This window comes from Streptomyces davaonensis JCM 4913 (genome assembly GCF_000349325.1).
Taxonomy (GTDB): Bacteria; Actinomycetota; Actinomycetes; order Streptomycetales; family Streptomycetaceae; genus Streptomyces; species Streptomyces davaonensis.
The window spans coordinates 7431363-7455817 of the sequence record NC_020504.1 but is presented as its reverse complement, the minus strand read 5'-3'; the positions used below and the strand labels follow the sequence as shown (position 1 = coordinate 7455817).

Genomic DNA, 24455 nt, shown 5'->3' with positions numbered 1-24455 from the left:
CGCCATCATGCGCCTCTTTCCAGCGCGGGGTCGGGTGGGTCGGCCAGGGTTTCGGCCAGCGAGCGCAGGGCGGTGCGCAGTCTGGTCTTGGCGGTGCCCTCGGGAATGCCGAGTTCCACGGCGGCCTGCCGGTAGGTGCGGCCCGCGAAATAGGCGAGGTGCACCACCTCCCGCTGCGGCTCGGGCAGTTCGGCGAGGGCGGAGTGCAGCAGCAGGGAGCGCTCCCGGTCGACGACCGTCTCGTCCGGGCCGGGGCCGGGTTCCGGGATGGTGTGCAGGACGTCGTCGTCGGCGTGGGTGTGCTTGCGGTGCCTGGCCTCGCCGCGCACCCAGTCCACGGCCCGCCGGTGGGCGAGCATGGACAGCCAGGTGCGCAGCGAGCCGCGGCCCGCGTCGAAGCTGTACGGCCTGCTCCACAGGTGTGCGAAGACCTCCTGCGCCACGTCCTCGGCGGCGGCCGGGGCGCGGGTGACCCGCACCGCGATCCGCCGCACCAGCGGCCCGTAGGCCGCGTACACCTCGGCCAGCGCGGACTCGTCGCCGTACACCAGCCGCCGGTGCAGCTCCGTGTCGGCGGCCGGGTTTACGGACGTCTCGCCCGTGGACTCCACCGGCACCACCACCCCTGGTGCCCTTCCTAGCGTCCCGGCCGGGCCCGCGCCAGTGGTTCAGGAGGACAGGACGTCCAGGAGCCGGTCGACGTCGGTGGTTGTGTTGTACAGGTGGAAGGCGGCGCGCAGGTTGCCCGCGCGGTCGGACACCTCTATGCCCGCCGCGCTCAGCTCGGGCTGGCGGTGGCCGAGGCGCGGGACGGAGACGATCGCCGAGCCGGGGGACGGGACGGGTTCGTGGCCGAGGCGGGCGAGTCCGGCGCGGAAGCGGTCGGCGAGGGCGAGGTCGTGGGCGTGGACGGCGTCGATGCCGAGTTCCTCGATCAGGGCGAGGGAGGCGCGCAGTCCGGCGTAGGTGAGGAGCGAGGGGCTCACGTCGAACCGCCGTACGGAGTGGGCGAGTTCCTGGACCGGGCCGTAGCAGCTGTCCCAGGGGAGTTCGCCCGCGACCCAGCCCGCCAGCAGTGGGGTCAGGCCGCCGAAGTCCTCGGGGGCGACGAAGAAGGCGTTGCCGTGCGGGCCCATGAGCCACTTGAAGCCGACGGCGGCGAGGAAGTCGTAGGAGTCCGCCTCCAGGGGCAGCCAGCCCGCCGACTGGGAGGCGTCGAGATAGGTCCGGGCGCCGTGGGCGCGGGCCGCCTCGCGCACCGCGGGCAGATCGGCGATCCGGCCGTCGGCGGACTGGACGACGCTGACCGCGACGAGCGCGGTCTCCGGGCGGACCGACTCGGCGAGCCGCTCCAGCGGGACGGCCCGCACCTTGAGGTCGCCGCGCATGTGGAAGGGGTTGACCAGGGAGGAGAAGTCGGCCTCGGCGGTGAGCACTTCGGCCCCGGCGGGCAGCGCGGCGGCGATCAGACCGCCGTACTCGGCGACCGAGGCGCCCATCGCGACCCGCTCGGCCGGCACCCCGGCCAGCCGTCCGAAGGCGGCGCGAACACGCTCCGCGTCCTCGTAGAGGGAGCCGATCGGCAGCCCCGCGGCCCGCAGCCGCACGGCCTCCTGTACGGCGGCGACGGTGCGGGCCGGCAGGAGGCCGTTGCTCGCGGTGTTGAGGTAGGTGTGCTCCGGGGCGAACTCGGTACGGACGAGGCTCTCGAAGGTCTCCATGGGACCACTCTGCGGTCCCGGGAACTCCCCGTCCATTGCGATTCTTTACGTGGTTTCGCTAAGCAGTCCTTATAGGTCCGCCCCGACCAGCGGCTTTCAGCTCTGCGGCACCGCGCACCCGTCGGGGCCGCAGGCCTCGCCCGCGCTCTGGTCGATCAGGGTCAGCGGGGAGCGCTCGCCCCAGGCCTGGGTCAGGGCCTGGGTGAAGACGTCGGCGGGCTGGGCGCCGGAGACGCCGTACTTGCGGTCGATGACGAAGAACGGCACACCGGTCGCGCCGAGCTGGGCGGCCTCGCGCTCGTCCGCGCGGACCTCGTCGGCGTAGGCGGTGGGGTCGGCGAGCACCTTGCGGGCGGCGTCCGCGTCCAGGCCGACGGCGGCGGCGAGGGCGACCAGTCGCTCGTCGCCGGTGAAGACGGACGCCTCCTCGGCGAAGTTCGCCTCGTACAGCGCCTGGATCAGCTCGCCCTGGCGGCCGTGCTCCTTGGCAAAGTGCAGCAGGCGGTGCATGTCGAAGGTGTTGCCGTGGTCGCGGTCCCGGGTGCGGTAGACGAGGCCCTCGGCGGTGGCCTGAGCGCCGAGGTTGTCCTCCGCCGCCTGGGCCTGGGCCTCGCTCATGCCGTACTTCTTGGCGAGCATCGGGATCACCGGGCCGATGTCGTCCTTGGCGCGCCCCGGGTCCAGCTCGAAGGAGCGGTGCACGACCTCGACCTCGTCGTGGTGCGGGAAGGCCGCGAGCGCCTTCTCGAAGCGGGCCTTGCCCACGTAGCACCAGGGGCAGGCGATGTCGCTCCAGATCTCGACGCGCATGTTCTCGGCTCTCCAGGTCGGACGGAAGCGGAGACTGCCTCCGCCAACATGGGTGAACATTCAAGCGACCGTCTTCATTCCCATGCGGCTGAACTGCGTCCGGTACGCGCTCGGGGTCAGCCCGGTGCGGCGCACCACATGGACGCGCAGGGAGTCGGCGGTCCCCAGGCCGCAGGCGCGGGCCACCTGGTCCATGGGGAGCGTGGTGGTCTCCAGCAGTTCCTTGGCCCGCTCGATGCGCTGGTGGAGCAGCCACTGCAGCGGGCTCACCCCGCTCTCGGCGTGGAAACGCCGGGTGAGGGTGCGCACGCTGACGCCCGCGTGCCGGGCCAGGTCGGTGAGGGTGAGCGGCTGGTCGAGGTGGCGCATGGCCCAGCCCCGGGTGTCGGCGCAGGCGGTGCCCCGCTCGGGCGGCAGCGGGGTCTGGGTGAACTGGGTCTGGCCGCCGGGCCGGACCGGGGCGACGAGGGCGAGCCGGGCCACTTCGTTGGCGACGGCCGCGCCGTAGTCGGTGCGGATGATGTGCAGGCACATGTCGATGCCCGCGGCGTAGCCGGAGGCGGTGAGGATCTGGCCGTCCTGGACGTAGAGGACGTCACCCTTGACGTCGAGCGCCGGGTAGCGCTCGCGGAGCTCCTCGGTGAGCTGCCAGTACGTGGTGGCGCTGCGGCCGTCCAGCAGACCCGCCTCGGCCAGCACAAAGGCGCCGCTGCAGATGGAGGCGACGCGCTTGCCGGCCGCCGCGGCCTCGCGGACGGCGACAACGGTGCGCGCCTCGGGCTGGAACCGCTCGCCGGTGCCCGCGACGAGGACGGTGTCGGCGTCGTCCAGGGCCTCCAGGCCGCGTCCGACATGCAGGTCGAGGCCACCGGTGGTGACGATCACCCCGGGCTCGGGCGTGCAGACGGTCACCTCGTAGCCGGGAACGCCGTCGACGAGGGTCCGCTCGAAGAACAGCTCCGGGATGGCGAGGTTGAACATCGACACCCGGAAGGGGGCGATGACGGCGACACGATGCATGGCCAGATCCTCCGGACGTATGGCATTCGGGCCACTACTGTACGACGGCGAAGATCCGCAGCATGGGGGCATGCCAACGAACCAGGCCGACCAACTGACGGCACCCGCCCTCCCGTTGCCCGCCAAGAGCCCCTCCCCCGTGCTGTCCCTGGCCGCCGCCCTTCTCGGTTTCGGTCTCGTCTGCCTGGACGCGTCCGTGGTCAACGTGGCCCTGCCCGCGATCGGCGACTCCCTGGGCAGCGGAATGTCCGGGCTCCAGTGGGTGGTGGACGCGTACACGCTGGCCTTCGCCGCGCTGATGCTGTCCACTGGCGCCTTCTCCGACCGGGTGGGGGCGAGCCGGGCGTACGCTCTCGGGGCCACGGTGTTCACGCTCGCCTCGGTCGCCTGCGGTCTCGCACCGAACCTGTCGGTGCTGCTCGGTGCGCGGGCGGTGCAGGGCGTGGCGGCGGCCGTGGTGCTGCCGGCGTCGCTGGCGCTGGTGCGGCAGGCGTACGCCGATCCGACGCGACGGGCGCGCGCGGTGGCCGTGTGGGCGGCGGGCGGTTCGGCGGCCGTGGCACTGGGCCCCGTGGCGGGCGGTGCGCTGACCACGGCGTGGGACTGGCGCGGGATCTTCTTCGTGAATGTGCCGATCGGCGCGCTGATCCTTGTCCTGCTGCTGCGCGCCCCACGCTCGCAGCGCCGTCCGGCGCCGCTGGACCTGCCCGGTCAGGTGACGGCGGTGGTGGCGCTGACGGCGCTGGTGTTCGCGGTGATCGAGGGCGGCCCGGTCGGCTGGGCGGCGCTGGTGGTGGCCGCCCTGGCCATGGTCGCCTTCCTCCGGGTCGAGGCCCGCCAACCGCACCCGGTCGTCCCGCTCGGTCTCTTCCGCGACCGGACGGTCGTGGCGACGGTGGCCGCGGGCGCGGCCGTCAGCGTGGCCTTCTACAGCATGGTGTTCGTCTTCTCCCTCTTCTTCCAGCAGGTCCAGGGCCGCTCACCGCTCCAGGCCGGGCTGATGTTCCTGCCGATGACGGGCCTGATCGCGGTGACGAACGTGCTGGCGGGCAAGCTCGCGGCCCGGCACGGCCCCCGGCTGCCCATGGTGCTCGGACAGGGCCTGGCCGTCGTGGGACTGCTCCTCATGCTGTACGTCGACGCCGGCACCCCCGCGGTCCTGGTCGCCCTTCTCCTCGTCCCCATGGCGCTGGGCTGCGCGCTGACGGTGCCGCCGCTGACCGCGGCGATGCTGGACGCGGTACCCGCCGAGCGCGCGGGCCTGGCGGCAGGTGTCCTCAACTCGGCCCGGCAGATGGCCGGGGCGCTGGGCATCGCCCTGTTCGGGGCGCTGGTCTCCGACGGGTTCGTGGCGGGGATGCGGCTGTGCCTGCTGATCAGCGCGGGGCTGCTCGCGGTGACCTGCGCCCTCAGCTTCCGTCTCGCAGGTCGTGCGGCCAGCTCGGGCGGAACCGGAGATGGTCGTAGGTCACGACGCACCCCTCCCCCATCGGCGACTGCGTCAGGAAGCCGATCAGCGCCGCGCCGGTCTCCTTCTCGTCGCCGAGGGTGAACAGCCGGACGAAGGTCCACCGTTCGCCGTCGCGGGAGGCGTGGAAGGCGAAGGCCCGCCCGGTGCGGCTCACCCTCAGCCACACCGAACTGCCCTCCACGGTGAAGGAGTTGGCGTCGTCGGAGTGGCCCCGGGTGACCACCGTGCAGACGGTGGGGACGTCCGGGGAGTACTCCAGACAGAGTTTTGCCCAGGCCCGCTCCCCGACGTGTACGTAGAGGACGCCGGCGTCGAAGGCCCCGGCGAACCCGACGGTGACCCGGGCGATCAGCTGGAAATCGCCCTCGGGCGCTCCGAGCAGCCGGGGCGCGTCGGAGGCCGGGTCGAGGGCCTCGCCGGTGGGTGGTACGAAGCGGTCCTGCCGGGGGCCGGCCCATCCGGCGAGGACGCCGTCCTCGTAGGACCAGTGGCCGTCGGGGCCGTACGTGCGGAGCGGGAAAGGAAGTTCGGGGAGTTCCACGTCCATGGCGGGATTCTTGCAGGCCCCGCCCGGCGCCGGGCACCCGGTCAGCGGGACTGGAGGGCGTCCAGGGCCACGGTCTGGGCGATGGCGAGGCGGAGGTCGAGACCGGGCGAGGCCACGTCGAGCAGATAGCGGTCGCGCAGCCCGAACCTCTTGTCGACCTTCATCACCGGCTTCTCCCCGTCGGCGAAGTCGAAGTGGTAAGGCCACGCGAACGGCACGAGGTCCAGTGGCAGCAGCTCCCACACCCGGCGCAGCACCGCCACGGTCGTGTTCCGCTCGCGCCCGGTGGCGGTGATGGAGCCCGGCTGGTCCATCTCCCAGGTCGAGCGCAGCAGCGAGGCACCGAACTTCTTGCGGAAGGTGCCTATGGAGGTGCCGGTCGCGTCCTTGACGTCGTAGACCGCGCCGACGTCGAGGACCTGGCAGGCCTCGGCGGTGAACAGGACCCGGTCCCTGGACTCGTCGGTGTAGAAGGTCATCCGCTCCCTGAGCGTCATCCGCTTCTGCTCGGCGAAGGCGACGACCTTGCCGTCGGAGCCGTCCGGCAGGGCCTCGGTGACGACATAGCGGTTGACCATGAGGGTCGTCTTCTGCCGGACGGTGAATCGCTCGTTTCCCACTCTTCCACTCCCCCTGCTGACGAACTCGACTGCGGATCCATCGTCGGCGGGCCCCACGGCCCCGTGCAGTCTCCAGAAGTCGCCGTCCGCAGCGACCAAAGATGACGGTCGCCGCCCCGGCCCGCTGACTATCGTCGGCGCGTGGACGCAAGCGCAGACATACCCGCACCCGGCCTGACCCTCCGCTCCCGGCTGGCCGCCGCCTCCCCGTGGCCCCGCAAGCGGATCGCGGGGGAGGCGGTGCTCACGGTCGTGCTCGTTTCGCTGGCGGGGCTGTTCGACACCACGGAGGCCGGCTTCGGGGCGCGGACCGGGGCCGTGATCCTGGCGGTCGCCGTGCTGTCCCTGGCCCGCCGGTCGCTGCCCGCGACGGTGCTGATCGTCTCGGCGGCCCTCGCGGGGGCGGTGGCCGGGGCGACGCCGCTGCTGATGTACGCGAGCTGGTCGGCGGGCAGCCGCATCCTGCGGCCCGGGCGGGCGCTGGCCGCGTACGCCGCCGGGTTCGTGCTGCATGTCGCGCTCGCCGTGTACGGGGCGGCCGACGAGGAGGTCCGGCTGTCGCCCCTCGCGACGGCGGCGATCGGCGCGGGCTCCTTCCTGGCACTGGTGGTCGTGCCGGGGCTCGCCTCCCGCTACCGCGCCCAGCGGCACGCGCTCCTCGACACCCTGCGCCGGCACAACGCCCAACTGGTGCGCGAGCAGGCGATGGTGGCGCGGCAGGCCCGGCTCCTGGAACGCCAGCGCATCGCCCAGGACATGCACGACAGCCTCGGCCACCAGCTCGCCCTGATCTCCGTGCACGCGGGTGCGCTGGAGGTGGACCCGAACCTGGGCGACCGCCAGCGACAGGGGGTGGGCATCCTGCGCGAGGCCTCGGTGGCGGCGATGCGGGAGCTGCGGGAGGTGGTGGGCATCCTGCGGGACGGCGTGCCCGAGGACCAGGAGCCGGACACCGAGCCGCCACCGGCCCGCGGGGCGGCCACCGTCGACGGCTTGGTGGAGTCGTCGCGGGCGGCGGGCGCGGCCGTGGAGCTCCAGCGGTCCGGCATGGTACGGCCCTTGGCCCCGGCCGCCGATCAGGCGGCGTACCGGATCGCCCAGGAGGGCCTGACCAACGCGCACAAGCACGCGCCGGGTGCCCCGATCACCGTGGCGCTGCGGTACGAGCCGGACAGCCTGGTGGTCGAAGTGGCCAACGGACCGGGGTCGGCCGGGTCCAGGGCGGCGGTCAGCGGCGGCCAGGGGCTCGCGGGGCTGCGGGAGCGGGCCCGGCTGGTCGGCGGCATGGTGCACACCGGCCCGACCCCCGAGGGCGGCTTCCGCCTCGCGGGCGTCCTGCCGTACGGCGACGAACCCCGGCCCCGGCCGAAGGGCGCGACCTCCGTCGCGGTGAACGACGACCTTCGGGGGCAGATCGGCATCGGGGCGGCACACGAGGGTGGAGCGGTCATCGACCGTTCCGATCCGCAAGGGGAGTTCGCCGCCATCATGAGCAGCAAGAAGAAGGTCGCCCTCGGCTGTGCCGTCACCGCAGTGGTCCTCGTCGTGGGCGTGGGCACCCTGGTGGTGTGGGGGCTGAAGGCCCTGTGGGACGAGGTGGAGAGCGGCACGATAACGAAGGGCGTGTACGGGTCCGTGCGGGTCGGCGACGCCGAGGCGGACGTGGAGAAGAAGCTGCCGGACGGGGACTCCATCCTCACCGACGGCGTGGAGGAGCAGGGGCCGGCGCTGCCCGAGAACGCCACCTGCCGTCACTTCGTGGACGCGGACGCGGACATCGTCTACCGGTTCTGTTTCCGGGGCGGGGAGCTGGTCACCAAGGAGTCCTACGCGTACGAGCCGTAAGGGCCGCTGCCGGGATCGGGCATGATGACGGGGCTCCGTCATCAGTTCATCGCACCGACACCGCGCAGGAGGCCGTGTGATCCGGGTCCTCGTCGCCGACGACGAGCCGCTCATCAGGGCCGGCATCAGGATGATCCTCACCTCGGCCGACGACATCGACGTCGTCGCCGAGGCGGCGAACGGCCGGGAGGCGGTGGAGACCGCCCGGAGCAACGCGGTCGACGTGGCTCTGCTCGACATCCGGATGCCGGTGATGGACGGGCTGACCGCGCTGGCCGAGCTGGGCCGGGCCGCACCGGGGGTCCGGGTGCTGATCCTGACCACCTTCGGCGAACGGGACAACGTCCTGCGGGCCCTCGGCCACGGCGGCGCAGGCTTCCTGCTGAAGGACTCCGCGCCGCAGGAGCTGATCCACGCGGTGCGCGCGGCGGCGGCCGGGAACGCCTATCTCTCCCCGGCCGCCACCCGGCACGTCGTGGACACCCTCGCCTCCCCCGCCGCCACCCTGCGCGGCGAGGAAGCCCGCCGTCGCCTGGCCGACCTCACCGAACGGGAACGCGACGTACTGGCCCTGCTCGGTGAGGGCCTGTCCAACGCGGACGCGGGCGCCCGGCTGCACATGAGCGAGGCCACGGTGAAGACGTACGTCAGCCGGATCCTGACCAAACTGGAGTGCGAGAACAGGGTCCAGGCGGCCCTGCTGGCCAGGGACGCCGGGCTCTAGCCACGGCCCTCCAGAGCGCCGTTGAACCGGCGCGGCAGCCCGAGCGGGTTGTCGTCCTTCAGCTCCGGGGGAAGCAGCGCCTCGGGCGCCCCCTGGTACACCACCGGCCGCAGCCACCGCTCGATGGCCGTGCCGCCCACCGAGGTCGACGTCGACGTGGTCGCCGGGTACGGGCCGCCGTGGTGCTGGGCCGGGGCCACCGCGACACCGGTCGGCCAGCCGTTGACCAGGACCCGTCCCGCCAGCGGCGTCAGCTCGGCAAGGAGCTCGGGACCCCGGCCCTGGCCCGCCGCCTCCTCCGCGGAGAGATGGACCGTCGCTGTCAGGTTGCCGGGCAGCCGCGACAGGACCGCCTTGGCCTCGGCCTCGTCCGTGTAGCGCACCACGACGGTGACGGGACCGAAGCACTCCTCCAGCAGCAGGTCGTGCGCGCCCTCCTGGGCCAGCTTCTCGGCCGGCACCGTCAGAAAGCCCGCGCTGACCGTGTGCTCGCCGCCCGCGCCCGGCGTCACGGGCGAGTCCACGTCGGGCAGCTCGGCGCGCTCGGCGACCCCGGCGACGAAGTTGTCCCGCATCCGGTGGTCGAGCAGCACACCCGCGTCGGTGTCACTGACGGCGTCCGTCAGGGACTTCACCAGCCGGTCACCGGAGGCCCCGGCCGGCGCCAGCACCAGGCCGGGCTTCACACAGAACTGTCCGACGCCGAGCGTCATGGAGCCCGCGAGCCCGGTGCCGATGGCCTCCGCACGCTCGGCGGCCGCGGCCTCCGTGATGAGCACCGGGTTCAGCGAGCCCAGCTCACCGTGGAAGGGGATCGGCACCGGCCGCGCCGCCGCCGCGTCGAAGAGGGCCCGCCCACCGCGTACCGAACCGGTGAAACCGGCCGCCGCGACCAGCGGGTGCTTGATCAGCCCGACGCCCGCCTCGAAGCCGTGCACCAGGCCGAGGACGCCCTCGGGGATGCCGTGCTCCTGGGCGGCCGTCCGCACGACCTTGGCGACCAGCTCGGACAGGGCCGGGTGGTCGGGGTGGGCCTTGACGACGACCGGGCAGCCCGCGGCCAGCGCGCTCGCGGTGTCGCCGCCCGCGACCGAGAAGGCGAAGGGGAAGTTGGAGGCGGAGTAGACGGCGACGACACCGAGCGGCACCTTGTAGCGGCGCAGGTCCGGGATCGGCGGGGTCGCGGTGTCGTCGGGGTGGTTGACGACGACGTCCAGGAAGGCGCCCTCGTCGACGATGTCCGCGAAAGCGCGCAGCTGGTAGCAGGTGCGGGCGAGTTCGCCGGTCAGCCGGACCGGGCCGAGCGCGGTCTCGGCGTCGGCCGCCTCGACGAGCTGGTCCTTCGCGGCTTCGAGCCGCTCTGCCGCGGTGCGCAGGAAGGCCGAGCGGACGGTCCGGTCGGTGAGGGCGCCGCGCGCCTCCTGCGCGGCGCGGACGGCGGCGTCCACCTCCTGGGCTGTGGCCTCCACCGCAACCTGTTCGCGCTGCTTCCCGGTTCGGGGGTCGACACTCCAGACTGGTGCTGCTGCCACCGCGGGTCCCTCCACACTGTATTGCCGCAGTACTTGGGTCATTCACCAGGGTTGTTCGATATACTGAACGCTGTCTTTCATGGTGAATACGCTGGTGAGACTATTTCGCGTCGAACGAAGGGGTCAAGGGCGATGTCGGCAGGCGAGACGGTGGGCGGGGCGCAGGTCAAGTCCGCGGTGCGGACGGTCGAACTGCTCGAATACTTCGCCGGACGCCCGGGAATGCACTCCCTCGCGGCCGTCCAGGAGGCGGTCGGCTACCCCAAGTCCAGCCTGTACATGCTGCTGCGCACGCTCGTGGAGCTGGGCTGGGTGGAGACCGACGCAACCGGCACGCGGTACGGCATCGGGGTGCGGGCGCTGCTGGTCGGCACCTCCTACATCGACGGCGACGAGGTGGTGGCCGCCGCGCGTCCCACACTGGACCGGCTGTCGGACGACACCACCGAGACCATCCACCTGGCACGCCTGGACGGCACGAACGTGGTGTATCTGGCCACGCGTCAGTCCCAGCACTATCTGCGCCCCTTCACCCGGGTGGGCCGCCGCCTCCCCGCGCACTCGACGTCGCTCGGCAAGGCGCTGCTCAGCACCTACACGGACGAGCAGGTCCGCAAGATGCTCCCGGAGACGCTTCCGGCGCTGACCGAGAACACCATCACCGACCGCGAGAAGCTGATCGAGGAGCTCCACCAGGTCCGCGAGCAGGGCTTCGCCGTGGATCGCGAGGAGAACACCCTGGGTCTGCGCTGCTTCGGCGTGGCGATCCCGTACCGCACCCCGGCCCGCGACGCCATCAGCTGCTCGGTGCCGGTGGCCCGGCTGACCCCGGCCCACGAACAGCTCGTGAAGGACGCCCTGTTCGACGCGCGGGACCGGCTGACGCTGGCCACCCGCCGACTCTGAGGCCGACCCCCTTCTCCCCCGTCAGGCGGAGCGGGATCGTCACCGTGCAGGAGGTGGGCGGGGCCGCCGCCGCGAGAGCCTGAACGCATGACGCAGTCACTCCTCTCCCGCCCCGGCGGCACCCTCGCCCCCTCCCGCCCCCGTGCGCTGCTGCGCGCTGTCGCGATCGTCTCCTGTCTGCCGTATCTCGGGCTGAAGGTCGCCTGGCTCTCGGGCAGCGAGGTCGGGATCCCCAAGGGGAGTTCGCTGCTGGAGCACCGGGGCGAGGTGGCCGTCGCCAACGGCGTCACGCTGCTGATGGACGCCTGCGTCATCGTGCTCGCGTTCGTGCTGACCCGGCCCTGGGGGATGCGGGTGCCGGCCTGGCTCCTGGCGGTGCCGGTGTGGGTCGCCACCGGGCTGCTCGCACCGATCATGACCGGCTTCCCGCTCCAGCTCCTGACGGGCACCGGCACGGACGACAGCTCCTCCGAACCCTTCCTCCACGATTGGGTGTTCAGCGTCGTGTACGGCGGTTTCATCGTGCAGGGCCTCGCCCTGGGCACCTTGTTCGCCCTGTACGCCCGGGACCGCTGGGGTCACCTGTGGCAGGGCCGGATGTGGGAGCTGCCCCGCTCCTGCGTCGGCCCCTCCCAGCGCGTCGGCGCGGTCGCGGCCGCCGTGGTCGCCGTGGTCCCGCTCACTCTCCAACTGCGCTCCGCCTTCGGAGGTGAGATCCTCCGGGCCATGGACGCCCTCTACCTCCTCGCGGCCGTCGGCGGCGCCCTGGTCCTCGCCTTCGGCCGCGCCCCCGCGCTGCCGGTCCGGGTCCCGCTCGCCCTCGTCTGGGTCGGCTCCGGCGCCGCGGCCTGCTGGGGCGCCTGGATGTCGCTGGCCTCGCTCGTCGTCGACGAGCACTCCACGGGGCAGCACCTCACCCACGCCGGTCAGATGATCACCGGCATCCTGGTGGCCGCCGTAGGGGTCCACTTCCTCGCGCGGCGGTCCGCCGTCCTCCCCCGGCGCCGCGCGTGAGGGAGATCGCCCGGTTCCTGTTCGGGCGGGGGACGCGCCGGCGCTGGATCCATCTGATCCTCGGCGGCGCGCTCGCCATGCCGTACGTCTTCGTCGGCGAGATCATCATCGGCCCCGTCACCAACACGCGCTATGTCTTCGAGGATCTCCTCGGCCAACTCCTGTCGTTCGCCGTGGGCCTGCCGCTGGCCGCGCTCACCGCCGCACTGTTCCCGCTGACCCGCTCACTGGAGGCGAACGCGGTGCGCGCGCTGTGCGGGGTCGACGCGGACCGGCTCTCCTACGCCCCCGCCCGCGGCCGGACCGCGAAGGAGCGCACCGCGGCCTGGTTCACCCTGCACCTCGGCTTCGGCGGGATCATCGCCGGGATGTCGCTCGCGGTGCCGCCGTTCGCCTTCGTCCTCGTGGTGCTGCCCTTGGTCGCCGTGTTCAGCGACGGGCTGTGGGGCATGCCCGCCGCCTGGGACCAGCCCTGGGTGCTGGCGCTCACCCCGGTCGTGGGCGTGGCCCTGCTGGTGGCGCTCGCCGCGTGCGCGGCCGGGGCGGGCGCCCTGCTCGCCCGCTGGGCCCCGGCGCTGCTCGGCCCGACGCCCGGGGACCGGCTCGCGGCGGCCGAGGCCCGCGCCGCCGATCTCGCCGTACGCAACCGGCTCGCCCGCGAGCTGCACGACTCCGTCGGGCACGCCCTGAGCGCCGTCACCCTCCAGGCGAGCGCGGCCCGCCGACTGCTCGACAGCGACCCGGAGTTCGTCCGGGAGGCACTCGCCGCGATCGAGGACACCACCCGACGCACGGTCGGTGAACTCGACGCCGTCCTCGGGGTGCTGCGGGAGGGCGACGCGCCCGGCACGGCGCCCGCGCCGACGCTGGCCGCCGATCTCGACGGGCTGCTGCGCCGCACCCGGGCGGGCGGACTGCGCGTCGAGGCCTCCGTCGACGCCGACCCCGAGGCGCTGCCTCCGGTGCTGTCGCGGGAGGCGTACCGGATCGTGCAGGAGGGGCTGAGCAACGCCCTGAAGCACGCGGGCGATCAGGTCACGGTGGTCCTGCGGATCGGGATCGCGGACGACCGGCTGGAGATCGTCCTGGAGAACCCCCTGGGCTCCGCCTCCGCCTGCCGCCCCGGCGGCGGCCACGGCCTGCGCGGCATCGCGGACCGGACCCGGCTGCTGGGCGGCACGGTGGCGGCGGGCGCCGAGTCCGGCACCTGGCGACTGCGCGTGTGCCTCCCTCTGAAAGGACCCGCGTGACCCCCATGAGAGGACCCGTATGACCGACCGTCCCCCCGTCCGGATCGTTCTCGCCGACGACGAGCGCATGGTCCGCACCGCCCTGCGCGCCATCCTCTCCGCCGAGCCGGACCTGGAGGTCGTCGGAGAGGCGGCGACCGGCGCCGAGGCGGTGTCCGTCGTCCGGGAACAGGCCCCGGACGTCGTCCTCATGGACGTCCGGATGCCGGAGGTCGACGGCATCCGGGCCACCGAGCAGATCCTGGCCACCGTCACGGACCCGCCCCGGATCGTCGTCGTCACCACCTTCGAGAACGACTCCTACGTGTACGACGCCCTGCGCGCCGGAGCCGCCGGGTTCCTGCTCAAGCGGGCCGACGCCGACGCACTCGTGCAGGCCGTGCGGCTGGTCGCGCGCAGCGACACCCTGCTGTTCCCGGCGGCCGTACGCACCCTCGCGGCCGAGCACGCGCGTGCCCATCCCGCGCCGCCGCCCTGGGTGGCCCGGCTCACCGGACGGGAGAGCGAGGTGCTGCGGCTGATGGCGGGCGGGCTGACCAACGCGGAGATCGCCGAGCGGATGGAGGTCGGTCCGGCCACCGTGAAGTCGCATGTGGCGGCGGTGCTGGCGAAGACCGGGACCCGGGACCGCACCCAGGCCGTGATCGCCGCGTACGAGGCGGGGTTCATGAACAGTCGCTGACTTCATGAACACTCGATGAGAAAAGCGACGCAAGGGAACGATTCGCCCCGGCGCCCTCGTCCTGACGGTGGGATGAACAAGACGATCAGGCGCGCATCGGTCCTCTCGCTGCTCCTGGTGTTGGCCCTGCTGGTGAGGGCGACCTGGGTGCAGTTCTACGAGGGCCGGGCACTCGCGGACGACAAGGACAACCGGCGGAACGCGATACAGACGTACGCGGCACCGCTCGGGAACATCATCGTGGCCGGGGAGTCCATCACCGGCTCCGCACGGACGAAGGGCGGCGACCTCGCGTACAAGCGCACGTACACCGACGGCGAGCTGTACGCGGCGGTGACGGGCTATGCCTCGCAGGCGTATGCGCCGACCCAGCTGGAGGGCATCTACCAGGACGTCCTCAACGGCACGGACAGCCGGCTGCGGACCGTGATGGACACGGTCACCGACGAGCGGGCCGAGCCGGGCAATGTGATCACGACGATCGACCCCGCGGTGCAGAAGGCGGCGTACGAGGCGCTCGGTGACAAGAAGGGCGCGGCGGTCGCGATCGACCCGGCCACCGGCAAGATCCTCGCGGTCGTCTCGACCCCGTCGTACGACCCCTCCTCGCTGACGGACGCCAACACCGCGGGGACGGCCTGGAAGCAGCTCACCAAGGACTCCGACAAGCCGCTGACCAATCGCGCGCTGCGCCAGCCGGTGGCGCCGGGCTCCACGTTCAAGCTGGTCGTGGCCGCGGCGGCGCTGGAGGACGGGCTGTACTCGTCGGTGGACGAGAAGACGAAGAGCCCCGACCCGTACACGCTGCCGGGCACCGTCACGGTGCTGGAGAACGAGAACAAGTCGGCGCCCTGTGAGAACGCCTCGATCCGGGTCGCGCTCCAGTACTCCTGCAACAACGTCTTCGCGAAGATGGCCCACGACCTGGGCCAGGACAAGGTGAAGGCGATGGCCGAGAAGTTCGGCTTCAACGACGACGAGCAGGATGTGCCGGTCCGCGCCTACGCCAGCGTGTACCCCTCGGACATGGACGAGGCGCAGACCGCGCTGACCGGTATCGGCCAGTTCGATGTGACGGCGACGCCGCTGGAGATGGCCATGGTGTCGGCGGCCATCTCCAACGGCGGCAAGCTGGTGTCGCCGCACATGGTGTCGCAGGTGACCGACGGCGGCGGCGATGTCCTTCAGGACTACGACTCCGACGCGGACACCGAGCGGATCGTCAGCTCCTCCACGGCCGAGCAGCTGCGGTCGGCGATGGAGACGGTGGTCTCCGAGGGCACCGGGACGAACGCGCAGATCCCGGGTGCGACGGTGGGCGGCAAGACGGGTACGGCCCAGCACGGCGAGAACAACAGCAAGACGCCGTACGCCTGGTTCACCTCGTACGCGAAGTCCGACACCAACGGCAAGGAGGTCGCGGTCGCGGTGATCGTGGAGGAGTCCGGCGCCGCCCGCTCCGAGGTGAGCGGCAACGGCCTCGCGGCACCGGTGGCGAAGGCGATGATGCAGGCGGCGCTCAAGGACTGAGAGCCGTCCGGCTAGTCGACGCCGAGGATCTGCTCGATCGGGTCGATCGCGAAGTAGATCAGGAACAGCGCCGAGGTCCCCCACAGCAGCCAGTGGACCTCCTTCGCCTTGCCCAGCACCGTCTTGATGAGGACGTAGGCGACGAAGCCCGCCCCGATGCCGTTGGTGATGGAGTACGTGAACGGCATCACGGCGATCGTCAGGAAGGCCGGGATGGCGATCTCGTACTTGTCCCAGTCGATGTGCTTGACCTGGGTCATCATCAGGAAGCCGACCGCGACGAGGGCGGGCGCCGCCGCCTGGAGCGGGACGATGGTGAGCAGCGGGCCGAGGAACAGGGCGAGGGCGAACAGGCCGCCGGTGACCAGGTTGGAGAAGCCGGTGCGGGCGCCCTCTCCGACGCCGGCCGCCGACTCGATGTAGGAGGTCGCCGAGGACGAGGAGGAGGCGCCGCCCGCGACCGCCGCGGCGCCGTCGATGAGGAGCACCCGGCCGAGGTTCGGGACCTTGCCCTCCTCGTCCAGCAGCCCGGCCTCGGCGCTGACGCCGACGACCGTGCCCATGGTGTCGAAGAAGTCGGACAGCACCAGGGTGAAGACGAGCAGGACGACGGTGATGACCGTGGTCTCACCGAACGCACCGAACAGGCTGAACTGCCCGATGAGTCCGAAGTCGGGGGTGTCGACCAGCTTGTCGGGCCACTCGGGCGTGGTCAGGCCCCAGGTCTTGATGTCGGCGATCGAGTTGATGATCAGCGCGACGGCGGTCATCACGACGATGCTGATCAGGATCGCGCCCTTGACCTTGCGGGCGAGCAGCCCGATCGTCAGCAGAACTCCCAGGCAGAACACCAGGATCGGCCAGCCGGTGAGGTTGCCGGTGCCCCCGAGCTGCACCGGAACCGTGGTGTTCGCCGCGTCCGGGATCCGGGTGACGAAGCCCGCGTCGACGAAGCCGATGAAGGCGATGAACAGGCCGATGCCCACGCTGATCGCCTGCTTGAGCGGCTGCGGGATGGCGTGCATGACGGCCTCGCGCAGTCCGGTCACAACGAGGGCGCAGATCAGCAGTCCTTCGAGGACGACCAGACCCATCGCGTCGTCCCAGCTCATCAGCGGGGCGATCTGGAAGGCGACGACCGCGTTCAGGCCGAGGCCCGCGGCGAGCGCGAGCGGCAGATTGCCGCCGACGCCCATGATGACCGTCATCACCGCGGCCACCAGGGCGGTGGCGGTGGTGAGTTGGACCGGGTCGAGGGTCTCGCCGAACTTGTCCTTCGCACTGCCCAGGATGATGGGATTCAGGACAAGGATGTACGCCATCGTGAAGAACGTGGCGAAGCCGCCGCGTATCTCACGACTGAACGTGGACCCCCGTTCGGAGATCCTGAAGAAGCGATCGACGCTGCTCATGTGGCTCCTTGCTGCCTGAATGATCGGTGTGCGGATGCTGGCTGGATTGTTCCCCTGTTGAACCGGGTTCAGGTTTTCCCCGTGTTACGGAATCAGCGCAGTTCACGTACGATCCGCCACACGCTGTTCGAGACCCCGTACGAACCAGGTGTTCGACCACTGCTACGCTTCCGCATCTCGATCACAAGATCCACACACTCACAGGCAGGAGAGGTCGCCCGTGGGCACAGTCGTCGACGACGCAGCCTCGGTGGAGTTCCATGCCTTCTTCGAGCGCCACTACGCCGAACTCTCGCGCCTGGCCCACCTGTTGACGGGTGAGGCGGACGCCGCCGACGATCTGGCCGCGGACGCCCTGCTGGCGCTGTGGCACCGCTGGGACCGGGTCCGCGCGGCCGACCACCCCGTCGCCTACGCCCGCGGCGTGGTCGCCAACCTCGCCCGCACCCGGATCCGCAGCGCGGTGCGCGAGCGGCGCCGGATGGCCCTGTTCTGGTCGCAGCGCGGGGAGAAGACCGAGAACCCGGACGTGGCCGGTGTGGTCGACGTGCAGGAGGCGCTGCGTAGACTGCCGTTCCGCAAGCGGGCCTGTGTGGTGCTGCGGCACGCCTTCGACCTCTCGGAGAAGGACACCGCGCTCGCCCTGGGTGTCTCGGTGGGTACGGTGAAGAGCCAGACCTCGAAGGGGATGGCGGAACTCCAGCGACTGCTCGGCCCCAAGGCCGCACCGCTCAGGATGCATGCGGCGATGGCGCGCACCGGTGACGCCGCGGGAAGGGACCGATGACGATGCAGCGGGACGTGCACGACGAGCTGCGCGCCCGGCTGCACGAGGCGGCCGAGGCGCACGAGCCGAACCGTGAGCGCATCCTCGCCCGGATCGAGCGCGGTATGTCCGAGCAGGCCGGGCCCGACCACCGGGCCACCCGCCCGCCGGTGTTCGGCTGGGTGCGGGTGGTCAGCGCCACGGCGGCGGTCGCGGGCGTGCTCGCCATCGGCGGTTACGCGGTGGCGTCGGCGGTGAAGGAGGACACCCCGCAGCAGACGGTGGCCACCACGCCCACGCCCACGCCCTCCCCGGACGCCACCAGCCGCACCCCCGCCCCGCCGGCGCCCCCGGCCGACCCGACGCCGGAGTCCTCCGAGAAGTCCCGCGAGCCGAGTTCCCCGCCGGCCACGGCACCGCCGACACAGTCCGTCAAGCCTCCGGCCGCCGGTGCGGAGGACGGCCCGCTGTGGTCGGACGGCTCGGTCGACCCGCACAGCAACGACTTCTGGGCGCAGAGCAATGTGACCCTGAAGACCGAGCAGCAACTGACCGAACTGACGGTCGAGTTGAAGGTGGCGCAGACCGGCGGGGTGACCTCCACCGGCGCCTGGCGCTCACTGCCCGAGGACGACTTCGAGCTGACGGTCGGCGAGCGGGACGGCTTCCTCGTCTACACCTGGGTGCTCAAGGAGGGCCGTACGGTCGGCGCGGGCGAGTGGGTGTTCGCGGGACAGTACGACCATGAGCGCGGCGGCCGGGACGCGCAGGCCGACGGCTACGCGGCGACGGCCCGCGCGGGCGACGAAGAGCTGTCCGTGGCGGGCGACTTCGCGCCGCGCAAGGGCGACGACGCGGCCGCCGAAGGCGACTCGTAGAAAAACTTCTCCCAACCCGGCAACCCATTCCTGACCCGTGGCGACCAGGTAGCGCAAGGAACAACTCCCCACGCAAGGAACGGGCATGACTGCACCAGCTGAACAGCACGTCCGCCACCGCCGCAAGGTCAGCAAGCGGCGGGCGGTGATCGCCGGGGCGTCGGCGCTCGGCATCACCGGCGCGGCGATCGTCACCACGACGATGCTGTCCTCCGCGGGCGCCGCGTCCACTTGGCCGACCGCCAAGGGCAGCCAGGCTGTGAGCAGCACCATCAAGGTCTCGGGCACATACGACGGCGGCTACAAGAAGTTCTACGGCAGCGGCGCGCTCGGCGGCGACAGCCAGGACGAGGGCCAGGACCCGGTCTTCCAGTTGGCCGACGGCGCGGTCCTGAAGAACGTGATCATCGGTACCCCCGCCGCCGACGGTGTGCACTGCATGGGCTCGTGCACGCTTCAGAACGTGTGGTGGCTGGACGTCGGCGAGGACGCGGCGACCTTCAAGGGCAAGTCCACCTCGTCGGTGTACACGGTCTACGGCGGCGGCGCGAAGAACGGCTCGGACAAGGTCCTCCAGTTCAACGGCGCGGGCAAGCTGGTCGTGAGCAAGTTCCAGGTCGCCGACTCCGGCAAGCTGGTGCGCACTTGCGGCAACTGCTCCACGCAGTACAAGCGCACGGTCATCATCAACGACGTGGATGTCACCGCGCCGATGAACTCGATCGCGGGCATCAACGCCAACTACGGTGACACGGCGTCGCTGCGCAAGGTCCGGATCCACGGCGACAGCGCCAAGAAGATCAAGACGTGCGTCCGCTTCAAGGGCAACAACACCGGTGCCGAGCCGACCCAGATCGGCGTCGGCCCGGACGGAACGTCGTGCCGCTTCACGGCGTCTGACATCACGTACCAGTAGCCCCAGGGACCTGCTGGCCTGAGCCCCCCTCGGTCAGCAGAAGAAGCGCCCCCGCCGGTGACGACCGGCGGGGGCGTTTTCCTGTCTGTCCAGGGTCAGTTCATCGTGGCGCCGATGGTGGTGGATCCGGTGGTCAGGAAGGTCGTCGTCGGCAGCGACCCGTCCGCCTTGCGAGCACCGTACGCGCCGGCCGCATCGACCGACTTGAAGCCCGGCGTGGCCACCCCACTGTCCCAGTTGTTCGCGGCCGACACCGTCCCCGAACCCAGCTTCGACAGCCCGCCCTTGTTGCTGACCGCCAGGTTCCGCGCGAGCCGTGCCTTGCCCGTGGCGAAGTAGAAGCCGGCCTCGGCGTTGGAGTACGCGGTGTTCCGGTTCAGCACGATCGCGCCCGGGTTGGAGTTCTCGGTGAAGCCGTTCAGCGTGTTGTCCCAGGCCGCGTCGTTGTTGACGACATGCGCGACCGTGACGCCCCCGCCGCCCAGCTTGTACCCGTTGCCGTTGCCCTCGAAGGCGCCGTCGCCCCAGCGGTTCTTGCCGTTGCCGAAGGCCCAGGAGTGGTCGATGGTGATCGGCGAGGAGAACTGCCACAGGTCGAGGCCGTCATCGGAGTTGTTGTACAGCCGCGCCCCGGTGATCCGGTTGCCCGTCCCGGAGCCGAACTTCACCGCGATGCCGTCGGCATTCTGCCCGTGCTCGGCCGGGTCGTAGTTGCCGTAACTGTCCAGGTTCTGCACGAGGTTGTCGCTGGTGCCGTCGCCGCGCAGGGTGAACCCGGAGTCGCCGTTGTTCGCGGTGACGAGGTTCTTGAAGACGCCGCCCACGGAGGAGGTGGCGACGAAGCCCTGGGCCGGGGAGTTCTGGAAGGTGATCCCGGAGACGGTCCAGTAGTCGCCGTAGATCCCGGCCAGCCAGGAGCCGTCGGCCAGCTTGGAGCCGTCGATCTTCACCTTCTCACCGCCGTACGCCTTCAACGTGATCCGTGCCGAACTCGTGCCGTTCGCCGTGGACTTGATCGTGGCCGTCGGCGTGTAGGTGCCGCCGCGGACCTGGATCGTGGTCCCGGCGACCGCGCTCGTGACGGCCGACTGGAGCTGTGCGGTGGTGGAGACGGTGACCGTCGTCGAGGCGGCCTCGGCGCCGCCTTCGGAGAGGCCGAGGTAGACGCCGCCCGCCCCCGCGGCGACGGCCACGGCGGCGGCGATGGAGAGGGTGCGGGTCCTGCGGTGGCGTCCGGTGCTGTACCGCACGGGGCGTTCCTTTCCTAGGGGATGGGGACGCCCAGCAGTCGTCACCGGCCCCGGGGAGGTTGCCGTGTCCCAGCGAAAACGAGCGAAACTTTCGCTGCCCCTCATCCCGCCGCTACCGATTGACGTGCTGTTTCCCGCTGGTGAGACTCCGAAGGCGCGCACCTTCCAACAGAATCCCCCACTCCCCCACAGGACTGGACCGACATGCGCCCTCGCCTGCTGCTCGTCGCCTGCCTCTCACTCCTCCTGGCCCTGCTCACCGCCCCGCCCGGCACCGCCGACTCAGGAGCACCACCCGTGAAGCACCCGAAGTACGCCGGTTATCTCTTCGCCTACTTCACCGGCGAGGGCACCGCCGACGGCGAGCAGATCCGCTACGCCCTCAGCCGCGGCAACGACGCCCTGCACTGGCGTGAGCTGAACGCGGGCAAGCCGGTGCTGACGTCCACCATCGGCGAGAAGGGTCTGCGGGACCCGTTCGTGATCCGCTCCCCCGAGGGCGACAAGTTCTTCATGATCGCGACGGATCTGCGCATGTATCGCAATTCCAGCGGCAGTTGGGACCAGGTGCAGCGGCACGGCAGCAAGTCCGTCATGGTCTGGGAGTCCACCGACCTGGTCCACTGGACCGACCAGCGCCTGGTGAAGGTCTCCCCCGACACCGCGGGCAACACGTGGGCGCCGGAGGCGTACTGGGACGAGACCCTCGGTGAGTACGTCGTCTTCTGGGCGTCCAAGCTGTACGCCGAGGACGACCCCGAGCACACCGGCTCGACGTACAACAAGATGCTGTACGCGACGACGAAGGACTTCCGCACCTTCAGCGAGCCCAAGGTGTGGAACGACCCCGGCTATTCGGTGATCGACTCCACGGTCGTCGCGCACCAGGGCACGTACTACCGCTACACCAAGGACGAACGGGACCCCGGCTCCTCCAGCCCCTGCTCGAAGTTCATCACCGGCGAGAAGTCCACCTCGCTCACCTCGACGTCGTACGACTTCGTCGCGGACTGCATCGGCAGCGGGGCGATGGACCGCGGTGAGGGGCCGACGGTGTTCAAGTCCAACACCCAGGAGAAGTGGTACCTGTTCATCGACGAGTACGGCGGCCGCGGCTATCTCCCCTTCGAGACGACCGACCTCGACTCCGGCCGGTGGACCCCGTCCACCGACTACCAGCTCCCCGCGAGCCCGCGGCACGGCACGGTCATCCCGGTGACCCAGGCGGAGTACGACCGTCTCCTCGCCGCCTACCCGGAGAGCCCCGCATCCGTCGTGGACGCGACGGCGCGCGGGCAGAAGGGGTACGCCGTCGTCACCGAGTCGGCGAGCAAGGTCGTGCTGCCGATGCGGCCGGACGCCGACCTCAGGCACCTCGCCCCGAAGCTCTGGGTCGGTGAGGACGCCACCGTCAGCCCCAAGTCCGGGACGCGCCGCGACTTCCGCACACCGCAGACGTACACCGTCACCGCAGCGGACGGGACCACCCGCACGTGGACCGTGGAGGCGGTGCCGACCCGGAGTCCGGTCCTGCCGGGGCTGAACGCCGACCCCGATGTGCGCTACATGGACGGCGAGTACTGGATCTACCCGACGACCGACGGCTTCCGGGGCTGGGGCGGGATGCAGTTCAAGGCGTACTCCTCCAAGGACTTGGTGCACTGGAAGGACCACGGAGTCGTTCTCGACCTGGGCCCGGACGTCTCCTGGGCGGAGAAATACGCCTGGGCACCCGCTATCGCCGAGCGGGACGGCAAGTACTACTTCTACTTCTGCGCCGAGCAGCAGATCGGCGTGGCGGAGGCCGACTCCCCCGCCGGTCCGTTCAAGGACGCGCTGGGCGAGCCGCTCGTGGCCAAGGGCGGTGCCTGGAGCGGCCAGATGATCGACCCGGCGGTGTTCACGGACGACGACGGGACGTCGTATCTCTACTGGGGCAACGGCCGGGGCTATGTCGTGCCGCTCGACGACGACATGGTGTCGTTCGACCCGGCGGGGGTGCGGGACATCACGCCGGCGAACTTCCGTGAGGGCTCGTTCGTCGTGAAGCGGCAGGGCACCTACTACTTCATGTGGTCCGAGGACGACACCCGCAGCGAGAACTACCACGTCGCCTACGCCACCGGCCCCTCCCCGCTCGGCCCGTGGACCGAGCGGGGCACGATCCTGTCCAAGCGCCCCGAGTACGGCATCAAGGGCACCGGCCACCACTCGGTGGTCAACACGCCCGGCACGGACGACTGGTACGTCGTCTACCACCGCTTCGCCCTGAACGGCCCCGGCAGGCCCGGCGGGGACGGCACGCACCGGGAGACCACGATCGACCGCCTGCGGTTCACAGCGGACGGCCTGATCGAGCCGGTGGTGCCGACCCTGGAGTCGATCAGGCCGGTGCGCGGCCGCTAGCTCGGTAAAGCGCTCAGTTCATCGTCGCGCCGATGGTGGTGCTGCCCGTGGTCAGGAACGTGGTCACGGGTAGCGAGCCGTCGGACTGGCGGGCGTTGTAGGTGGTGGCGGCGTTGGTGGAGACGAAGGCCGGCGTGGCCACCCCGGAGTCCCAGTTGTTCATGTACGAGGTGACCGAGGAGCCCTTGTTCACCGAGCCACCGCCGTTGGAGACGGCCAGGTTGCGGCCGAGCTTGCCCGCGCCGGTGGCGAAGTAGTAGCCCCACTTGGAGTTGGCGTAGGACGTGGTGCGGTTGATGACGATCGCCCCGGTGTTGGAGTTCTCGGTGAAGCCGTTGCCCGCGTTGCCCCAGGCCGCGGAGTTGTTGACGACGTGCGCGACGACCTCTCCGTCGCCGCCCAGCTTGTAGCCGTTGCCGTCGCCCGCGAAGGCGGAGTCGGACCAGCGGTTGACGCCGTTGCCGAAGGCCCAGGTGTGTTCGACGGTGACGGGCGAGGAGAAGGACCAGAAGTCCAGCCCGTCATCGGAGTTGTTGTAGAGCCGGGCCCCGGTGATCAGGTTTCCGCTCCCGGAGCCGTACTTCACGGCGATCCCGTCGGCGTTCTCCCCGTGGTTGGCGGAGTCGTAATGGCCGTAGGAATCGAGGTTCTTGACGGTGTTGTTCGTGGTCCCGTCCCCGGTGAGGGTGAAGCCGGAGTCGCCGCCGTTGATGGTCTTGACGTTGCTCCAGACGGTACCGGCGCAGGACTGGCAGACGACGGCGCTGTCCGGGGAGTTCTGGAAGGTGAGGTTGGAGACGTTCCAGTGGTCGGCCGTCAGCTTGAAGATCCAGTCACCGTCGGGCAGCGAGGAGCCGTCGATCTTCACGGTCTCGCTGCCGTACGCCTGGAGGTAGATCCGGTTCGAGGAGCTTCCGTTGGCGGTCGACTGGAGGGTGGCCGTCGGGTAGTAGGTGCCGCCGCGCACCTGGATGACGGTCCCGGCGGTGGCGCCGGAGATCGCGCTGGTCAGCTCGGCGGTGGTGTCGACGACCACGGTCGCGGCCTGGGCCTGGGTGGGGAGGACGGCCAGTCCGACGCCGAGCGCGAGGGCGGCGGTGAGGGGGAGAGCGGTGCGACGAGACATGGGGAGCGGTCCTTTCGTCGTGCCGGTGG

The 24455-nt window shown here is 71.1% G+C and carries 21 protein-coding genes and 1 pseudogene; 12 read left to right on the top strand and 10 right to left on the bottom strand.

What is annotated here, in order from left to right:
* Nucleotides 1-5 precede the first annotated feature (5 nt).
* The 4 genes from BN159_RS32925 to BN159_RS32910 form a co-directional block, all read right to left on the bottom strand.
* Entirely contained in the window at nucleotides 6-623 is a 618-nt protein-coding gene (locus BN159_RS32925; RefSeq protein WP_015661359.1) for an RNA polymerase sigma factor, read from the bottom strand.
* Between the two features lie 45 nt (nucleotides 624-668).
* Entirely contained in the window at nucleotides 669-1721 is a 1053-nt protein-coding gene (locus BN159_RS32920) for an aminotransferase class V-fold PLP-dependent enzyme (protein WP_015661358.1), read from the bottom strand.
* Between the two features lie 96 nt (nucleotides 1722-1817).
* A complete protein-coding gene (locus BN159_RS32915) occupies nucleotides 1818-2531 on the bottom strand; it encodes a DsbA family oxidoreductase (RefSeq protein WP_015661357.1) in 714 nt (237 codons plus the stop codon).
* 60 nt (nucleotides 2532-2591) lie between these two features.
* Entirely contained in the window at nucleotides 2592-3551 is a 960-nt protein-coding gene (locus tag BN159_RS32910) for a GlxA family transcriptional regulator (protein ID WP_015661356.1), read from the bottom strand.
* 70 nt (nucleotides 3552-3621) lie between these two features.
* Between BN159_RS32910 and BN159_RS32905 the strand changes: the two are divergent.
* Nucleotides 3622-4992 (top strand): annotated as a pseudogene (locus BN159_RS32905) (MFS transporter); the annotation flags it as partial.
* Here the strand turns inward: BN159_RS32905 and BN159_RS32900 are convergent.
* Nucleotides 4961-5569: a DUF1349 domain-containing protein gene (locus BN159_RS32900; RefSeq protein ID WP_015661354.1), complete on the bottom strand. Its 609-nt coding sequence runs from the start codon at nucleotides 5567-5569 to the stop codon at nucleotides 4961-4963. The pseudogene BN159_RS32905 and the gene BN159_RS32900 sit on opposite strands and share 32 nt — an antisense overlap.
* A gap of 41 nt (nucleotides 5570-5610) precedes the next feature.
* Nucleotides 5611-6189, bottom strand: a complete 579-nt coding sequence (locus BN159_RS32895) for an LURP-one-related/scramblase family protein (RefSeq protein WP_015661353.1) — start codon at nucleotides 6187-6189, stop codon at nucleotides 5611-5613.
* A 141-nt stretch (nucleotides 6190-6330) separates the two neighbouring features.
* Here BN159_RS32895 and BN159_RS32890 point away from each other — a divergent pair, with 141 nt between their 5' ends.
* Together BN159_RS32890 and BN159_RS32885 are read left to right on the top strand one after the other, a co-directional pair.
* A complete protein-coding gene (locus BN159_RS32890) occupies nucleotides 6331-8034 on the top strand; it encodes a sensor histidine kinase (RefSeq protein WP_015661352.1) in 1704 nt (567 codons plus the stop codon).
* A 76-nt stretch (nucleotides 8035-8110) separates the two neighbouring features.
* The gene (locus tag BN159_RS32885) at nucleotides 8111-8758 is read left to right on the top strand and encodes a response regulator transcription factor (protein WP_015661351.1); all 648 of its coding nucleotides are present in this window, start codon (nucleotides 8111-8113) and stop codon (nucleotides 8756-8758) included.
* Here BN159_RS32885 and BN159_RS32880 read toward each other — a convergent pair.
* Nucleotides 8755-10290 (bottom strand): aldehyde dehydrogenase (NADP(+)), encoded by a 1536-nt coding sequence (locus tag BN159_RS32880; protein WP_015661350.1) that lies wholly within the window; start codon nucleotides 10288-10290, stop codon nucleotides 8755-8757. The genes BN159_RS32885 and BN159_RS32880 overlap by 4 nt on opposite strands.
* 132 nt (nucleotides 10291-10422) lie before the next feature.
* Here BN159_RS32880 and BN159_RS32875 point away from each other — a divergent pair, with 132 nt between their 5' ends.
* The 5 genes from BN159_RS32875 to BN159_RS32855 all read left to right on the top strand — a co-directional run bounded on the left by BN159_RS32875 (nucleotide 10423) and on the right by BN159_RS32855 (nucleotide 15672).
* Nucleotides 10423-11196, top strand: coding sequence for an IclR family transcriptional regulator (locus BN159_RS32875; RefSeq protein WP_015661349.1), 774 nt, complete (start codon nucleotides 10423-10425; stop codon nucleotides 11194-11196).
* An 87-nt stretch (nucleotides 11197-11283) separates the two neighbouring features.
* A complete protein-coding gene (locus BN159_RS32870) occupies nucleotides 11284-12210 on the top strand; it encodes a hypothetical protein (RefSeq protein WP_015661348.1) in 927 nt (308 codons plus the stop codon).
* Nucleotides 12207-13460: a sensor histidine kinase gene (locus tag BN159_RS32865; protein ID WP_015661347.1), complete on the top strand. Its 1254-nt coding sequence runs from the start codon at nucleotides 12207-12209 to the stop codon at nucleotides 13458-13460. The genes BN159_RS32870 and BN159_RS32865 overlap by 4 nt, the downstream gene beginning before the upstream one ends.
* 19 nt (nucleotides 13461-13479) lie before the next feature.
* On the top strand, nucleotides 13480-14142 hold the full coding sequence (locus BN159_RS32860; protein ID WP_015661346.1) for a response regulator transcription factor: 663 nt from the start codon (nucleotides 13480-13482) through the stop codon (nucleotides 14140-14142).
* 72 nt (nucleotides 14143-14214) lie between these two features.
* Nucleotides 14215-15672 carry a peptidoglycan D,D-transpeptidase FtsI family protein gene (locus BN159_RS32855; RefSeq protein WP_015661345.1) on the top strand — a complete coding sequence of 486 codons (1458 nt, stop codon included), beginning with the start codon at nucleotides 14215-14217 and terminating at the stop codon, nucleotides 15670-15672.
* Nucleotides 15673-15683: 11 nt separating this feature from the next.
* Here BN159_RS32855 and BN159_RS32850 read toward each other — a convergent pair whose 3' ends face one another.
* Nucleotides 15684-17084 (bottom strand): NCS2 family permease, encoded by a 1401-nt coding sequence (locus BN159_RS32850; protein ID WP_015661344.1) that lies wholly within the window; start codon nucleotides 17082-17084, stop codon nucleotides 15684-15686.
* A gap of 220 nt (nucleotides 17085-17304) precedes the next feature.
* On the opposite strand from BN159_RS32850, the gene BN159_RS32845 reads away from it, so the two are divergent.
* The 3 genes from BN159_RS32845 (at nucleotide 17305) to BN159_RS32835 (ending at nucleotide 19644) form a co-directional block, all read left to right on the top strand.
* Nucleotides 17305-17871, top strand: a complete 567-nt coding sequence (locus BN159_RS32845) for a SigE family RNA polymerase sigma factor (protein WP_015661343.1) — start codon at nucleotides 17305-17307, stop codon at nucleotides 17869-17871.
* Nucleotides 17868-18728 (top strand): hypothetical protein, encoded by an 861-nt coding sequence (locus BN159_RS32840; RefSeq protein ID WP_015661342.1) that lies wholly within the window; start codon nucleotides 17868-17870, stop codon nucleotides 18726-18728. The genes BN159_RS32845 and BN159_RS32840 overlap by 4 nt, the downstream gene beginning before the upstream one ends.
* An 85-nt stretch (nucleotides 18729-18813) precedes the next feature.
* Complete coding sequence (locus BN159_RS32835) at nucleotides 18814-19644, top strand: pectate lyase (protein ID WP_015661341.1); 831 nt, start codon at nucleotides 18814-18816, stop codon at nucleotides 19642-19644.
* 95 nt (nucleotides 19645-19739) lie between these two features.
* Here BN159_RS32835 and BN159_RS32830 read toward each other — a convergent pair whose 3' ends face one another.
* Complete coding sequence (locus BN159_RS32830) at nucleotides 19740-20894, bottom strand: right-handed parallel beta-helix repeat-containing protein (RefSeq protein WP_015661340.1); 1155 nt, start codon at nucleotides 20892-20894, stop codon at nucleotides 19740-19742.
* A 204-nt stretch (nucleotides 20895-21098) separates the two neighbouring features.
* On the opposite strand from BN159_RS32830, the gene BN159_RS32825 reads away from it, so the two are divergent.
* The gene (locus tag BN159_RS32825) at nucleotides 21099-23300 is read left to right on the top strand and encodes a family 43 glycosylhydrolase (protein ID WP_015661339.1); all 2202 of its coding nucleotides are present in this window, start codon (nucleotides 21099-21101) and stop codon (nucleotides 23298-23300) included.
* Nucleotides 23301-23313: 13 nt separating this feature from the next.
* On the opposite strand, the gene BN159_RS32820 is transcribed toward BN159_RS32825, so the two are convergent.
* On the bottom strand, nucleotides 23314-24426 hold the full coding sequence (locus tag BN159_RS32820) for a right-handed parallel beta-helix repeat-containing protein (RefSeq protein ID WP_015661338.1): 1113 nt from the start codon (nucleotides 24424-24426) through the stop codon (nucleotides 23314-23316).
* Between the last annotated feature and the right edge of the window lie 29 nt (nucleotides 24427-24455).

What these genes read in the sequence shown, in the direction of transcription:
- BN159_RS32910 (WP_015661356.1), bottom strand. Translation starts at nt 3,551, where the DNA reads ATGCATCGTGTCGCCGTCATCGCCCCCTTCCGGGTGTCGATGTTCAAC.
- BN159_RS32870 (WP_015661348.1), top strand. Translation starts at nt 11,284, where the DNA reads ATGACGCAGTCACTCCTCTCCCGCCCCGGCGGCACCCTCGCCCCCTCC.
- BN159_RS32855 (WP_015661345.1), top strand. Translation starts at nt 14,215, where the DNA reads ATGAACAAGACGATCAGGCGCGCATCGGTCCTCTCGCTGCTCCTGGTG.
- BN159_RS32860 (WP_015661346.1), top strand. Translation starts at nt 13,480, where the DNA reads ATGACCGACCGTCCCCCCGTCCGGATCGTTCTCGCCGACGACGAGCGC.
- BN159_RS32915 (WP_015661357.1), bottom strand. Translation starts at nt 2,531, where the DNA reads ATGCGCGTCGAGATCTGGAGCGACATCGCCTGCCCCTGGTGCTACGTG.
- BN159_RS32900 (WP_015661354.1), bottom strand. Translation starts at nt 5,569, where the DNA reads ATGGACGTGGAACTCCCCGAACTTCCTTTCCCGCTCCGCACGTACGGC.
- BN159_RS32825 (WP_015661339.1), top strand. Translation starts at nt 21,099, where the DNA reads ATGCGCCCTCGCCTGCTGCTCGTCGCCTGCCTCTCACTCCTCCTGGCC.
- BN159_RS32850 (WP_015661344.1), bottom strand. Translation starts at nt 17,084, where the DNA reads ATGAGCAGCGTCGATCGCTTCTTCAGGATCTCCGAACGGGGGTCCACG.
- BN159_RS32820 (WP_015661338.1), bottom strand. Translation starts at nt 24,426, where the DNA reads ATGTCTCGTCGCACCGCTCTCCCCCTCACCGCCGCCCTCGCGCTCGGC.
- BN159_RS32920 (WP_015661358.1), bottom strand. Translation starts at nt 1,721, where the DNA reads ATGGAGACCTTCGAGAGCCTCGTCCGTACCGAGTTCGCCCCGGAGCAC.
- BN159_RS32840 (WP_015661342.1), top strand. Translation starts at nt 17,868, where the DNA reads ATGACGATGCAGCGGGACGTGCACGACGAGCTGCGCGCCCGGCTGCAC.
- BN159_RS32835 (WP_015661341.1), top strand. Translation starts at nt 18,814, where the DNA reads ATGACTGCACCAGCTGAACAGCACGTCCGCCACCGCCGCAAGGTCAGC.
- BN159_RS32875 (WP_015661349.1), top strand. Translation starts at nt 10,423, where the DNA reads ATGTCGGCAGGCGAGACGGTGGGCGGGGCGCAGGTCAAGTCCGCGGTG.